The 14629-nt window shown below is 38.7% G+C and carries 13 protein-coding genes; 6 read left to right on the top strand and 7 right to left on the bottom strand.

Going from position 1 to position 14629, the window contains the following annotated elements:
* Window positions 1-337: 337 nt before the first annotated feature.
* The gene (locus QNJ50_RS19005) at window positions 338-922 is read right to left on the bottom strand and encodes a PAP/fibrillin family protein (RefSeq protein WP_300638094.1); all 585 of its coding nucleotides are present in this window, start codon (window positions 920-922) and stop codon (window positions 338-340) included.
* A 267-nt stretch (window positions 923-1189) separates the two neighbouring features.
* Here QNJ50_RS19005 and QNJ50_RS19000 point away from each other — a divergent pair, with 267 nt between their 5' ends.
* Complete coding sequence (locus tag QNJ50_RS19000) at window positions 1190-1432, top strand: DUF3134 domain-containing protein (RefSeq protein WP_300638092.1); 243 nt, start codon at window positions 1190-1192, stop codon at window positions 1430-1432.
* 92 nt (window positions 1433-1524) lie between these two features.
* Window positions 1525-2625, top strand: a complete 1101-nt coding sequence (gene mraY / locus QNJ50_RS18995; protein ID WP_300638090.1) for a phospho-N-acetylmuramoyl-pentapeptide-transferase — start codon at window positions 1525-1527, stop codon at window positions 2623-2625.
* 474 nt (window positions 2626-3099) lie between these two features.
* Here the strand turns inward: mraY and QNJ50_RS18990 are convergent, their stop codons facing one another.
* The 4 genes from QNJ50_RS18990 to QNJ50_RS18975 form a co-directional block, all read right to left on the bottom strand.
* Window positions 3100-3609 carry a MogA/MoaB family molybdenum cofactor biosynthesis protein gene (locus QNJ50_RS18990; RefSeq protein ID WP_300638088.1) on the bottom strand — a complete coding sequence of 170 codons (510 nt, stop codon included), beginning with the start codon at window positions 3607-3609 and terminating at the stop codon, window positions 3100-3102.
* Between the two features lie 145 nt (window positions 3610-3754).
* Entirely contained in the window at window positions 3755-4090 is a 336-nt protein-coding gene (gene psb28 / locus QNJ50_RS18985; RefSeq protein WP_027846029.1) for a photosystem II reaction center protein Psb28, read from the bottom strand.
* A gap of 449 nt (window positions 4091-4539) precedes the next feature.
* Window positions 4540-4992, bottom strand: coding sequence for a D-aminoacyl-tRNA deacylase (gene dtd, locus QNJ50_RS18980; RefSeq protein WP_300638084.1), 453 nt, complete (start codon window positions 4990-4992; stop codon window positions 4540-4542).
* A 91-nt stretch (window positions 4993-5083) separates the two neighbouring features.
* Window positions 5084-6232: a GTP-binding protein gene (locus QNJ50_RS18975; RefSeq protein ID WP_300638082.1), complete on the bottom strand. Its 1149-nt coding sequence runs from the start codon at window positions 6230-6232 to the stop codon at window positions 5084-5086.
* A gap of 150 nt (window positions 6233-6382) precedes the next feature.
* Here QNJ50_RS18975 and cysS point away from each other — a divergent pair, with 150 nt between their 5' ends.
* The 4 genes from cysS (at window position 6383) to QNJ50_RS18955 (ending at window position 13078) form a co-directional block, all read left to right on the top strand.
* Window positions 6383-7858, top strand: coding sequence for a cysteine--tRNA ligase (cysS, locus tag QNJ50_RS18970; RefSeq protein WP_300638080.1), 1476 nt, complete (start codon window positions 6383-6385; stop codon window positions 7856-7858).
* Window positions 7859-8342: 484 nt separating this feature from the next.
* Window positions 8343-9515 carry an AI-2E family transporter gene (locus QNJ50_RS18965; RefSeq protein WP_300638078.1) on the top strand — a complete coding sequence of 391 codons (1173 nt, stop codon included), beginning with the start codon at window positions 8343-8345 and terminating at the stop codon, window positions 9513-9515.
* A 542-nt stretch (window positions 9516-10057) separates the two neighbouring features.
* Window positions 10058-11500 carry a TldD/PmbA family protein gene (locus QNJ50_RS18960; protein WP_300638098.1) on the top strand — a complete coding sequence of 481 codons (1443 nt, stop codon included), beginning with the start codon at window positions 10058-10060 and terminating at the stop codon, window positions 11498-11500.
* 231 nt (window positions 11501-11731) lie between these two features.
* Entirely contained in the window at window positions 11732-13078 is a 1347-nt protein-coding gene (locus QNJ50_RS18955; RefSeq protein WP_300638076.1) for a TldD/PmbA family protein, read from the top strand.
* Between the two features lie 95 nt (window positions 13079-13173).
* Here QNJ50_RS18955 and QNJ50_RS18950 read toward each other — a convergent pair whose 3' ends face one another.
* Complete coding sequence (locus QNJ50_RS18950) at window positions 13174-13356, bottom strand: hypothetical protein (protein ID WP_300638100.1); 183 nt, start codon at window positions 13354-13356, stop codon at window positions 13174-13176.
* A gap of 336 nt (window positions 13357-13692) precedes the next feature.
* Window positions 13693-14568: an S-methyl-5'-thioadenosine phosphorylase gene (locus tag QNJ50_RS18945; RefSeq protein WP_300638074.1), complete on the bottom strand. Its 876-nt coding sequence runs from the start codon at window positions 14566-14568 to the stop codon at window positions 13693-13695.
* Window positions 14569-14629: the final 61 nt, after the last annotated feature.

Here is a 14629-nt window from a genome sequence, read left to right as displayed (position 1 = left end):
GTCTCTTCTTTTACTTAATATTGAACGCTTAATTTCTATTGCACGTAGTTGTGGTTTTGACATCTATATTTCCAGGTGCAAGATCTAAGTTAAGTTAAATACTTAAATCGTGACATACTCCCACACCTCAAAGACTATTGGCGTACCATACTTACTTATCCACACCATTGATAATTTCTAGGGAGTTCAACTTTTAATTGAGGTTAATTTATTATTGATTAATGCAATGAAGATTCAAGAACTACGGATTTTTATCCTTGACAAAACTTTCAGGGTAAAATAACATGTTTGGTCGCAAACAGTAGAAAATTAGTCGTAAACAACAGAATACAGCATCTTATGTTTTAACTAAAACAAACACACTGCCCTCATTACCTCTACCAATTCGTAAATCGTTATCAATATAAGTGATATCTAACCAACCTTGTTGTTCGTTATTTTTAAACGTAAAATCGATCGCAGTAAACTTTTTACCAGTTTCAATCTCTTGAATGAATTCGCTGGGAGATTGATAGCGAATTAAGCTTTGCAAACCGATGATAGAACGTTCAAAATTCACGTTAACGCGACGACGAGATACTGGTTCAAATTTAGCCGCAACCCCAATTAAACCCTCTAAAAACGGCAAACCATAGATTTCAGCAATATTGTAAACCCTTTGACTTTCTACACGAATACACTGGTAAATTTGCCCAAGTTTATAAAAGGGTAGTTGATCGATTCTTAATAATTCTTTGCTGGTAGTGTATAGTAAACGCCAGTTACCATCAAGCAAATGGGCAAATTCAAGTGGATATGGGTTTGGATTTAAATCTTCCAAGGTTGTGATCGCAGCTAGTATTGCTTGTTTTTCGGTCTCATTAGCCAATATACCGCGATTTTTCCCGCCGATTATATTTAAAAGATTTGTTTTTGCTATCATTACTTGTTCGATCACAGATTAATAAGTTGATTTCAAACAGATTCAGAAATAGTCTTTTGTCTAGATGTATCAATAAATTAGATGTGTAGCATCCTACAAATTATTAAAATTTGGTGGTGTTTGCTCGCCCATTTATTTATCAAAGGATTTAATTTTTTCACTGATTGTTGTTTAAAAGAGTTGAATGAATAACTAACATTCTCCTGTATCAAGTGATAGACTCTAAATTGTCTAGTTTCATTAACATGAATTTGTCTCTTCCCCAGTATGTTAAATTCTCCTTTACGTGAAGCGCCCCGCAATCAAAGAGCTGCTTTAATTCCACTCAAACAAGAGTCATCATTATTGGATTGGTTGCGTTCTAGTGGACGTTTAATATCACGTACTGTTCACGAACAGGAACTTTCCGAAGAAGAGGAAGAAATTGAAAGCCTAATGAGTGCTGATGACGGGATTGGTTATGACGATGATGTAGATGATGATGATGACGAGGTCGCTGTAGAAGAGTAATCATTAAATTAATCCTGATAAGGCTGATTTGGGAGTCGGTGCAAATAACCACTGTGGTCAACTTTTTGAAGTGTGGAGTGAAGGAAAAATCCGTGGACGCTAAATTGTCTCCTCAAGAAGGGATAAATCTCTCTGGCATCAGTCTGGTCTCTATCCTAGGTGTAGGTCTCGGTACTGCCTCATTAATATTGGATGGGATCGCGAATAGATCGCCTTGGCAAGGAAATTCTCTAACTTTACCGCTTTTATTTTGCGCACTCTCTTGTGCTGCGATCGGCTTCTGGGTCGTACCTTTACTGCAAATGCTCAAAACTGGGCAAATCATCCGCGAGGAAGGTCCCCAAGCTCATTTGAAAAAAGCGGGTACCCCAACGATGGGTGGTATTTTCTTTATACCAGTAGGTGTTTTTGCTTCTTGTGTATGGTCTAATTTTGCTCCAGAAGTACTTGCTGTTTCTGCCCTGACTCTGGGTTATGGCTTAATAGGTTGGGTGGACGACTGGCAAATTTTACGTCGCAAATCAAATAAAGGCATATCACCTAAGATGAAGTTGGCATTGCAGGTAGTTTTTGCTGCAATGTTTTGTTTATGGCTAATATCGAATCAACCTTCCGGCATTACTAGTATAGCTTTACCATTAGGTTTTTCTCTGCCTTTGGGTTTGTTATTTTGGCCTCTGGCTGGTTTTGTTCTGGTGGCAGAAAGTAATGCTACTAATCTCACAGATGGAGTTGATGGTTTAGCAGCAGGAACAGTTGCGATCGCTTTATTGGCTTTAGGTGCTCTTGTGGCTCCTAATTCTCCTGGGTTGATGATTTTCTGTGCTTCTTTAAGCGGTAGCTGTTTAGGATTTTTGGCACATAATAGGAATCCAGCCCGCGTGTTTATGGGCGATACAGGTTCTTTGGCGTTAGGAGGAGCTTTAGCTTCAGTAGCCTTACTTACCAACAGCCTAGCATCACTCTTCATCCTCAGCGGTATATTCTTTGTGGAAACGCTTTCAGTAATGGCACAGGTAAGTTACTACAAAGCCACAAAGGGACCGGATGGAAAAGGTAAGCGTTTGTTTAAGATGGCACCTTTGCACCATCATCTTGAATTATCTGGATGGTCAGAATTACAAGTTGTAGCTGTATTTTATATGGTTGGTGCAATTTTAGGAGTTATAAGTTTGTTTGGCGTTCAAATATAGGCGCTCAAATATAAATGAAATTAATTTTTAAAATTAATTTTTAATTATTTTCAAAAAATTAAATAATTTATTTGTAACCTCCTCTATATTGAGGGGGTTGTTTTTTGCTATCAAAAATAATTGTTTCTAGTGTATCGTGGCAGAAATAAAGCACCCATTTATCAAAGGTCAAAGCCAGTAAAAACAACACTTTTGCTGTGCTTACACACCACTGCATTAACGTCCGTAAGGACACGGTCTGTTATGTCCTACGGACACACCGTGCTAATGACTTCCGCGCAGTGGTACTAGGTTGTTACACTAGTTGAGACATAAAGTCTGGCGTCACTTTAAGTGCAGGAAGAATAGTTTTATTGATATGGATTAATCGTCAGAAAGCCACATATATTAATTTGAGGTTTCATTAGTTTACTTCCTGCTTACCGTATCACAATGATTTTTGTTACAAAAAATAATTCTCATAACACAAAGTAATTAATTTTTTTTACGTAATTGACCAACCAAATGAACTAATTCCGGCAATATTAACTTTTGCATTGCCAAACCTACCGCATTCCTGGAACCGGGAAGGGAGAAAATTAATTTTTGTTGATAAACTCCTGCAACAGCACGAGATGCGATCGCCCGCGAACCTATATCTTGATAACTAAGAAATCGAAAGATTTCGCCGAACCCAGGTAATGTTTTTTCTAGTAATTTCTCAATCGCATCGTAGGTTGTATCTCTCGGTGCAATACCAGTGCCACCATTTAGGACGATAGCATCTAAATTGGATTGTTTACCTAATAATTTCAAACACTGTTGAATTTCTACTGGTTCGTCCTTAAGAATTCTATAGGTCTCAATATTATGATGAGCTTGTCTGAGGAGTTGCTGTATTAGATCGCCGCTTTTGTCTGTTTGTGGAGTTCTTGTATCGCTAACGGTAATTACAGCACAGTTGACTTTGATTTTTGAATTATCTGGATGAGGGATATTAGCCATTAGTAATTATTTCCAGGCGCATTATCGCGGACTACTATATCCCAGAATCGGCTTTACTAGCGGCTACTGTCATCAGCCATTTGTCTGACAATTCGCAAAGAAATGACTAGTGACTAATGACCAATAACCAACAATAAGAAAAATTCTAAGATTTGTTCAATCCCAAGCCATTTTCTTCTGCATAGCGTTGCATAAAACGCATAAAACGTTCCCATTCCTGGGCTGATTTCATCAGATGAACTGCCTCTAAAGCCTCTGGCTTACCATTAATAAATTTTCCCTTAACTTCACGGGTAACAATCTCTCCTTCTTCATCAACCATGTACATTCCCGTGATTTCTTCTGTGTAACCTTCACTTAAAGCTGTAGGATTTTGAAAAATAAATGTTGCTGTACCGCTATTTCCAGTTTTCGATCTTGTTAGGCGAACTTCAGGAATTACCTCTTCGTTTATACCCCTTGAAAATTGAATTTTTGCCATGATGAGTGAATTTTAACTATTTAACTTAAACTAATATTCTCTCATCATTTAGGGTTCTCTGGTGGTCGGGGATTGGCGTTAGCGTTGCTAGCGTAGCGTACCGGATCCGTAGGTAGTGGCTCCGCAGAGCGCAGCTATAGCTAGAGGCAAAGACGCGCCTTACGGCGTAAGCGCAGCCATACCGTAAGGTTTAACGCCGTCGCCGCAGGCTCTAGGTCTTGCGTGACGCAACAGCGTCATATGGGGATTGGCGTTAGCGGAAGCGTGGCGTATGACTGGCGTCACGCTCCGCTAAGAGCCATAAGCACTGCGTGCCGCCTTGCGGCATATGGCGATTAGGGATTGGGGAAAAAGTCATCACTTCTGACTTCTGTAGAGACGTAGCAGAGCCTTTGGCGTCGGCTTCGCCTCTGCTATGTCTCTACGACTTCTCACTTCTCACTTCTGACTCATTCAGCTTCTCGTTCCAGGAGCAAAGTAACAGGACCATCATTTTCTATTGTTACTTGCATCATCGCCCCAAATTTACCAGTTTCTACCGTTAAATTACTAGCGCGTAATTTTTCTATAAACGTATTATATATTTCCTCAGCAATCTGAGGTTTTGCTGAACGGTCGAAAGAAGGACGACGACCTTTGCGACAATTCCCGTACAGTGTAAATTGACTGACAACAAGTAATTCGCCACAAATTTCCTCTACGGATTTTTCCCAACTGTCACCACCTTCATGTTCTGGAAATAACCTTAAATCCAAACATTTGCGTACCATCCAGTCGATCTCGACATTAGTGTCAGTTGCAGCAATACCTACAAGCAGGTTAAGCCCGCGTCCAATTTTACCGACAACTTTATCTTCAACCACAACCTGAGACGATTTAACTCGCTGGATGATAACACGCATATTTGTTTGAGATTATCTATTGATTCCTTGCCATTATTAGAGTTCTGGTAACCAGTAAGCAATTACCAATTACCAATTAACAATTCCAAAACTATTTCCCAAAACCTTGACCTCGATTTGTAGAAGGAAGACAAACACAATTTTCCAACTGTTCTAGTAATTTATCGTGTTCTAGGTTTTGACCAATGAGTACAAGTTGATTTTTCTTCTCGGTTTTCCATTCATCGTCATCTAAGGTAAAGCGTTTACCACATAGGTGAAAAATATGACGTGCAGGGCTTTCATCAAACCATAAAATTCCTTTTGCCCGAAAGATTGTTTCAGGTAGTTGATTGTCTAGGAAATATTGAAATCTCTTAATAGACAGAGGTTTATCACTCTGGAAGGAAACTGAACTAAAACCATCATTCTCTAAATGATGGGAATGATGATGGTGGTGGTCATGATGGTCGTGACCGCACTCAGAATGGTGGTGGTCATGATGGTCGTGACTGCACTCGGAATGGTCGTGGTCGTGATGATCGTGGCTGTGATGGTCGTGGTCATGGTTATGACCTTCGTTCTCGTTAGTTTGGAAATATTTGTCTGTTTCGAATAAACCCACACTAAGAATCAAGGGTAGAGCAACTTGAGAATTTGTAGTGCGGAGAATTCTTGCACCTTCCTTCATATCTTTAATTCTGACTTCTAAAGCATCTAAATCAGCTTCATCTACCAAGTCAGCTTTATTTAGCAAAATAACATCACCATAAGTTATTTGCTTGAGTGCAGCTTCGGAATTAAATAAATCCAAACTAAAATTAGCTGAATCTACCAAAGTGATAATAGAGTCTAAGCGAGTGAGATCGCGTAACTCAGTACTTAAAAATGTCAGTGCAACTGGTAACGGGTCGGCAATTCCAGTTGTTTCTACAACTAAGTAATCAATGTTTTCTTGGCGTTCCAAAACTTTATAGACGGCATCTACCAAGTCGCTGTTAATAGTACAGCAAATACAGCCATTACTTAATTCCACCATATTATCGTCGTTACCTTCATTGGTGGAAACGATTAACTCGTTATCAATGCCTATTTCACCGAACTCGTTGACCAAAACAGCTGTTTTGACACCTTGCTGATTAGTCAAAATATGATTGAGTAGTGTTGTTTTACCACTGCCAAGGAAACCAGTGATAATGGTGACTGGCAAACCTTGTTTTGGGATATCTATTGCTTGTTGTTCGGAAGTAACTGCTTGCATAAGCCTGGGATCGAAATGCGATGGGAATTTGATGGTGGCGTAAAGAGTCCAGAAAACACTAGGATAAGGATGCTGGACTTAACTCCATTGCTTTTACATATTATTGCTTATCTGCAATTTTAGGATTATTTGATTTTAGGATTTTTATCTATGAGTCTTAGCGTTTACAACTCCTTGACCCGTCGCCAAGAGGCATTTGAGACAGTAGAACCTGGAAAAGTAAAGATGTATTACTGTGGTGTGACAGTCTATGATTACTGTCATTTGGGTCATGCTAGGGCTTGTATCGTATGGGATGTAGTTCGTCGTTATCTTGATTTTTGCGGTTATCAGGTACGTTATGTCCAGAATTTTACTGATATTGATGACAAAATTCTTAATCGCGCCAGAAAAGAAGGTTCCTCCATGGAAGCCGTTGCCGAAAAATATATCAATGCTTACTTTGAGGATATGGCACGCCTGAATGTCAAAGAAGCCGATGAATATCCCCGGGCTACCCACACCATGAATGGCATTCAACGTTTAATTCACGATCTGGAACATAAAGGTTATGCTTACCCTTCTGAAGGTGATGTTTATTATGCTGTACGACAATTTTCAGAGTATGGCAAATTATCCGGACGCAAGTTAGAAGATTTACAAGCAGGTGCTAGCGAACGGGTGGATATCAAAAACACTGAATATCAGAAGAAGAAATATCCATTTGATTTTGCTTTATGGAAAGCTGCAAAGGAGGGAGAACCGGCTTGGGAATCACCTTGGGGTAAAGGTCGTCCGGGATGGCATATAGAATGTTCGGCAATGGTGCGCGATCGCTTGGGTGACACTATTGATATTCATGCGGGCGGTGAAGATTTAATTTTCCCTCACCATGAAAATGAAATTGCTCAATCTGAAGCGGTGACAGGACAAGAGTTATCTCGTTACTGGATGCACAACGGTATGGTGAAGGTGAATGGGGAAAAAATGTCCAAATCCTTGGGGAATTTCATTACCATTCGCGAACTCTTAAATAAAGGTGTAGATCCAATGGCTGTAAGGTTATTGGTATTGCAAACCCAATATCGCAAACCCATCGATTTTAGTGATCGGGCAATTGCAGGAGCAACTAATGGCTGGCATACTCTTAAGGAAGGTTTAATTTTTGGCAAGCGCTATAGGAAAAAACTAGGTTGGAAAGAAGAAAACACTTCATCTCCAATATCAGAAACTGTAGAAAGATTTAAAGAAACAGTTGACAATGACTTTAATTTTCCTGGTGGCTTAGTCATATTATTTGAACTAGCCAAAGACTTGGGTCGCGAGGGTAATATTATTGTTCACGAAGGTAAAACTTCAACTGCAGCAGAAAAATTAAAACAGGAATGGCAAACTTTGGTTACTTTAGCCGGAGTTTTAGGTTTGGAAGCTGAGTCTGCAGCAACAACTAATGAGGTCAACAACACTGAAAGTGGCAATAATAGTGATGTTTTAAGTAATGCTGACATTGAGGAACTAATTCAGCGCAGAAAAGAAGCTAGAACAGCCAAAGACTTTGCTCAAGCAGATCGCATTCGCGATGAATTACAAGCCCAAGGTGTTGCGCTAATTGATAGTAAAGAAGGTACCCGTTGGCATCGTAATTAGGAGACAGTGAACAGTTAACAGTTAACAGTGAATGGTTGAATGTTAACAATAGTAAAAAACTCATAACTGTTAGCTGAACCGCAGGTATCACAGCTAGAGGCTAGAGCCTGAGGGGCTCCTACGGTGTTTGTATGCATCCTGTGGATAAACAGCGCAAGCTGCGTCTCACGGCATCAGCGGATTCGTAGGTGACGTAGACGTAGTCATACCCTCTGACTAACGTTATTGCGGATCTGACGCCACAGGCTCTAGCGTGCGTGATAGCACATTAACTGTAGCCCGTAAGGGCGTGGCGTCATATCATGTCCGCTTAATTACTTATTAGAAAATATGTTTGTTTGTAGTAGCGCTTTAGCGCCATATTAAAGATATTGGCGCTAAAGCGCTACTACGAACGAACCTTATCGCAAGTGTTTTACCGGACATGATATCGGTCATAAACTAATAACTAATAACTGATAACTGATAACTGATAACTGGTATCATGTCCCAAAAGCACTATCCAATTGCCCTAGTTAATATTGTGTTGGTAGTTGCCACCTTTTTTTTAGTGATTTTACTGTGGCAATTACGGAGTTTGTTACTAATTCTAATGGTTGCGATTGTTTTTGCATCTGCGATCGCACCAATAGTTGAGGCTGCAGAAAAAAGATTACATTTACCCCGTTGGTTGGGCGTAATTGTTGTATACCTAGGTTTAATAGCGGTTTTAATCGGTGCTGGATTAATTATCGGTCCAAGTGTCGCAGTCCAAATACAACGCCTAGCAAATAAACTTCCAGGATATTTAGACAGCTTGGGAACGCTTGCAGAAAACTTTGCAGCCAGAATTGGAATCACCGAAGCAGACTCAATTGAAAAATTCTTTGAGACCCAAGATATTCAAGCATTGGTTAATTGGTTATTCCGCTCGACTCAAAGAGTATTGTCACGTTCTTTTGGAGTAACTTTTGGCGTTCTAGGTGGAGTAGTCAATATATTTTTAGGTTTGATTCTAGTTTTGATTACTTCCGGCTATATGGTGGCTGGTAGCAAAAGCTTGATTGAAGGTTTAGTATCCCTGTTTCCTTATCCTTGGAACGAACGCTTAGCAGCACAAGTTACACCTATTTCCCGTCGCATGGGTGGTTATATTCAAGGTCGAGTAGTAGTGTCGGCAATTTTGGGTGTAGCAATTACTGCAGGTTTAGGGATTTTAGGATTATCAGAATTTGCTTTAGCGTTAGGGGTAATTGCTGCGTTTACCAACTTGATCCCATTTATTGGTCCGGTCTTAGGTGCGATCCCAGCTTTAATTGTTGCTATTCCCCAAAGTGGTTTTACTTTCCTGTGGGTCTTACTGTTATTTGTAATTATCCAAAATGTAGAAACTTACGTACTGGATCCTTTACTAGTAGGTTCTTCGGTAAGAGTCCATCCTTTATATCAGCTTTTAGGTGTATTAGGAGGAACACAGGTCTTAGGTATTGTTGGTGCGATCGTTGTTCCCCCTTGGGTCGCCGGGATTGCCGTGTTATTAGAAAATCTTTACTTGGCTCCAAAGCTAGAAGCAGAAGCTATTTTAACTACAAACTTAAATTCTTTAAATTCTGACCGGGAGAGAGATTCAGCAAATTCTGGGATTGAAAACTCTGATAAAACCAAAATTGACCGTTAGATCGCAAGAAAATATCAGTCTTAAACCATTAGAAATTAGAAATGCTGCGTAATTCCTAACGAGTACCAAAGTTAGTTTTTTTACTATTTTTTCTTCAGAATATAGTTTTGATGATAAATGATGAAAAAATTAATATTCGTAACTCAAAAGTATTAAAAACAACTGTTATGGAAATATGAGATATGTCTTTATAGAACAGGATAAGACTAAACAGATAATTCGATGAGGGGTCTAACCCCCTACAAGTCTTCAATCTGGTTCAGGTAAGATTTTAAGAATAGTGAATCTTCTCTAACCTAATAATAGGTTAAAAATAATACTTTTCATTGTCAACTACTCCGTAAATTTAATTGACTCTTAAGTAACACCCGTATTTAAAATAAAAAATTGTTGAAAATAAGTCTGTAGAAAAGGTTAGCTTTTGTAGTAATAGTAATAATCTTACTCTGGCTAATTATTGATTAGTAATGTCTGTTAATTTATCTGCTTCTCACACTTTAACCTTACCTTCTTTTTTTTCTTCTCAAACAACTCGTAGGGACATGCTATCGCATATCAATTATGTGATCGCTAGTATTAATATCCCTGTTGAATGGTTGGGTATAAGAGTTGTTAAAGAAACTCAAATTCACCGTCATTTTCGCGATGCAATGCCTCAAGTAAATGGAAAAAATATTACACTTGGGGCAATGATTGAAGTTGCTATTGATGGTTGTATTGGTTATGCAGCAACTAATTATATTGACATCCAAAATTTACAATTTGCAGCAGAAAAAGCCTATAAACAAGCATTTTCTGCCAAAAAGTGGTGGATATATCCATTTCAAGTAGATAGAGAACGTCCCAAAGTAGTAGGTGAATATTTTTCTCCATTTGTTGAATCATTAGATACTTTAAATGCTGGAGAAATCAATGATATTTTGGTTCGTATCTGTAAAACACTAAAAGTTAGTGAACAAATAGTTCAAACAACTGCTGAAGCTGTAACAACTGAAAGAGAAACATGGTTTGTTAGTAGTAATGGCTCAGAAGTATATCAAAAGTTTTTGTTCCTGAGTACTTATTATGGAGTTACCGCACAGGATGGTATTAATATACAACAGCGTACTAATAATGGTTGGCAAGCAAATTCCTATCAAGGTGGCTTAGAACTTTTCAGACAAAATAATCTTTGGGAAAAAGTAGAAACAATTGGTAAGCAAGCTTTAGAGCTATTATCAGCGCAAGAGTGTCCTACAACTTCCACTAATCTGGTACTAGCTCCAGATCAAATGATGTTACAAATTCATGAGAGTGTGGGACACCCCTTGGAAATTGACAGAATTTTGGGGGATGAACGTAACTATGCTGGTGGAAGCTTTGTCAATAAAGATGATTTTGGGAAACTCGAATATGGTTCTCCCTTGATGAATATTACCTTCGATCCCACAATATCTGGTGAAATGGCAAGCTACAATTTTGACGATACTGGGGCTACAGCAAAACGAGAATATTTAATTAAAGAGGGAGTACTACAGCGCGGTTTGGGTAGTCTAGAAAGTCAAGCCAGATCTGGAATTGACGGTGTTGCTTGCGCTCGTGCTTGTTCTTGGAACAGACCTGCTATCGACCGCATGGCGAATATTAATTTGGAACCAGGTACGGCTTCATTAGAGGAAATGCTGAGCGGGATTGAGTATGGAGTATATATGGAATCTAACCGTTCCTGGTCCATTGACGATCGCCGCTATAAATTTCAATTTGGCTGTGAGTATGGCAAATTAATTGAAAACGGAAAACTTACAAAAACTCTGCGAAATCCTAATTATAGAGCCACCACACCAGATTTTTGGCACAGTTTAACCAAAGTAGGGGATCGATCTACCTGGGAAATTTATGGTACCCCTTTCTGCGGTAAAGGAGAACCAAATCAAGCTATTTCGGTAGGACATGGTTCCCCCATATGTTTATTTTCCAATGTTGAGGTATTTGGTGGTGGGAAGTAAAAAGATGGAAAATAAACTTTAATTTTTTCAGCTACCGCATCTTAATAAGTCTTTAACCTCTGTAAATGTTAATTTAGCCGAGTAACCTAGGTATTAAGTGGAATATAAGTTCCATCAAAAAACCTCGGAAAGGTGAGTCCTATGAGGTGTGGTAGAACACAATTTATAAATAAATAATTTCTCTTTCTCTTGTGTTCCCTACTTGTTTTATTTTGCTTATCTTTGCTTGTAATGAATAAAGAAAATATCTCTGTTTTAGAAACTTGTTTTAACCAATTAGTTGAAAATTTACTGGAGAAAAAAGCAACCAGCGAAGAATTTATTCTTAAACTCAGTAGCGAATTCAGCCAGTTCACTCGTTTTAATCATGCAAGAATACGTCAAACAGGCATCGTATCAGATACTTGGATAAAATTTACTTTAATTAGAGAGGGACGTACTGCTTTTAGACAATTTCCCATAGTAGGTAATTGGGAAATTGATTGGCGCGAAACACACAATGCTTTGTTGGAATTACGAAAAGAGCTTCCTCTACTCGCTTTAGATCCACATTTAGTTTTACCATCAGCAACCAATCCCACTCGAGAAATATATTTAGGTAATTTATTAGCAGAAGATGTTGTTGCATCAACAGTATTAGATCCAGCAAAAGAACTGGATTTTACTGGTATTTATTCTGGAGGTGTTGTTATTAGAGCTTATGCTGATTCTAGTGGTAATAAACATTGGTTTTCTAGCGATACGTTTACGTTAGATTATTCTATTTTTAGCCCTCAAGAACAGGCTGTAAAAGGTTTTCTTGCTGGGAATAATTGGGATGAAGAAAGATATCTAACAAAAATCACTGATGCAAAACAACAACTGGAGTTACTTGCTCGTCCACCTAAAAATATTCCTCGGGGAAATTACAAAACTTATTTTGCTCCTGCTGCTGTTAGTGAATTATTAAGTATGCTTTCTTGGAGTGGTGTTAGTGAAGCTGATATTCAACAGGGAAATAGTGCTTTAGCAACTTTATCTCGAAAGGAAAAGCAGTTATCTCCAAAGTTTAATCTTAAAGAAAATTTTCAACGAGGTTCAGTACCGCGTTTCAATGAATGGGGGGAGGTAACAACTTCAGATATAAAGATTATTGAAAAAGGAGTTTTAGTTAATAGTTTAGTTAATTGTCGTTCGGCCAAAGAATATCAAAAAAAATCTAATGGTGCAAATCGTAATGAATCATTACGTACGCCGGAAATTGAAGCAGGAAATTTAGAATCGGAGGAAATTCTCAATGCATTAGATACTGGTTTATATGTATCTAATTTGCATTATTTAAATTGGAGCGATTTACCTACTGGTAGAATTACTGGTATGACCCGCTATGCATGTTTTTGGGTCGAAGATGGTGAAATTGTTGCTCCAATTGAAGATTTGCGTTTTGATGAAACTCTTTACCATTTCTGGGGCAATAATCTAATAGAATTTACTAACTTTCAAGAGTTGATTCCCAATTTGGGTACCTATGAAAATCGCCAACTTGGCGGAAGTATGGTTCCGGGAATGCTAGTAGAAGACTTTACTTATACTTTGTAAGGACTTCTAAAAATCAATATCATTATTTGTTGACGGTAGGGGCGCACCGGAGTGCGCCCTAACCAGTGGTATGTTTTTTAATTGGAAGTCGCTAACTAATCGCGATTGATTTGGATCAACTCAGTCAAAATACTATCTAGGCTACCGTTAACCTGAATTTTCTCAATCTTCTCAGAAATTCTTTCCAATACTTCCAACTCTTTCAATCTTAATGCAACGGGATTGTCTTTTGTTGTACTTTTCAGGATTCCCGCAGGAAAACTGAATGCAGCAAACAAAGGACACACTCAAGTTAACGAGAAACATAGTTGCTCTGGCTCCTTCACTGTAGCTACCGAGCGCTACGAGGTAACGAACGGTCGCAAGCGCCTACACTACGGAGTTTTCCTTCCAAAAACAGATTTCTCCATCTTTGTTGGGAGTGATTGATTTGTGGCTTTTGCGCCTTATTGCACATAAGGTGCCCAAAAACCCAGGGCTGGGGTATTGTGGTTAAAAGTATAGGAATCGAACCTATCACCAATAGATTAAATGTCTAATTATTTCAAAAATTAAAATATAGATTTTTATTTACCTTAATTAGGTTGAAATAAAAGGAAGATATACAGTTAAACTTACAAATACTTTTGCAATAATAGTCTTAACTTTTCTTTGGTTGTAGTAGGTGCCTTATCTAAAGGAGTTAAAATTGAATACTTTAAAGCCGAATGAGCGTCGCTTACAGGTGGATTCTTACTCAAACTTTGTACTGCAGCTAAAATAACCTTCTGAGCATTGATAGCATTGCGTTGCAAATTCTCCACTACCATTTCTACTGTCACACTATCATGGTCAGGATGCCAGCAGTCATAATCTGTGACTAGTGCCAAAGTTGCATAAGCAATTTCCGCTTCCCGAGCTAGTTTTGCTTCCGGTAAATTAGTCATACCAATTACTGTCGCGTCCCAACTACGGTATAAGTTGGACTCAGCTTTGGTGGAAAATGCTGGACCTTCCATGCAGACATAGGTACCACCCTTGTGGCTGGTGGATACATCTGGTAAATCTAAAGATGCGATCGCTTCACTCAATACGTTGGCTAAATTTTTACATACCGGATCGCCAAAAGCGATATGAGCAACTATTCCCTCACCAAAAAAAGTAGAAATGCGACCTTTTGTGCGGTCAATAAACTGATCTGGAATCACCATATCAAGTGGTTTTACCTCGGCTTTGAGGGAACCTACAGCACTTGCGGAAATTAAATACTCCACACCCAGTTTTTTCATGGCGTAGATATTGGCACGAAATGGTAATTCTGAAGGTAAAAGTGTATGATTGCGACCGTGGCGCGCCAAAAAAGCTACTTTTGTTCCTTCTAAACTACCCAGAACTAAGGCATCAGATGGAGAACCAAATGGTGTTTCTATCTGTATTTCTTCTACATTCTTGAGGGCATCCATCTTGTATAAACCACTGCCACCAATAATACCAATTCGAGCTTCTGACATGGGATATAAACCTATTTTTTGCTTGCATATTCGCCCAATTATTTTACTGGGTAATGGTTAA

The sequence above is a fragment of the Mastigocoleus sp. MO_188.B34 genome, assembly GCF_030065675.1.
In the GTDB taxonomy this organism is placed as follows: domain Bacteria; phylum Cyanobacteriota; class Cyanobacteriia; order Cyanobacteriales; family Nostocaceae; genus Mastigocoleus.
Note: the sequence above shows the minus strand (reverse complement) of the source record. Positions and strands in the feature narration are given on the sequence as shown.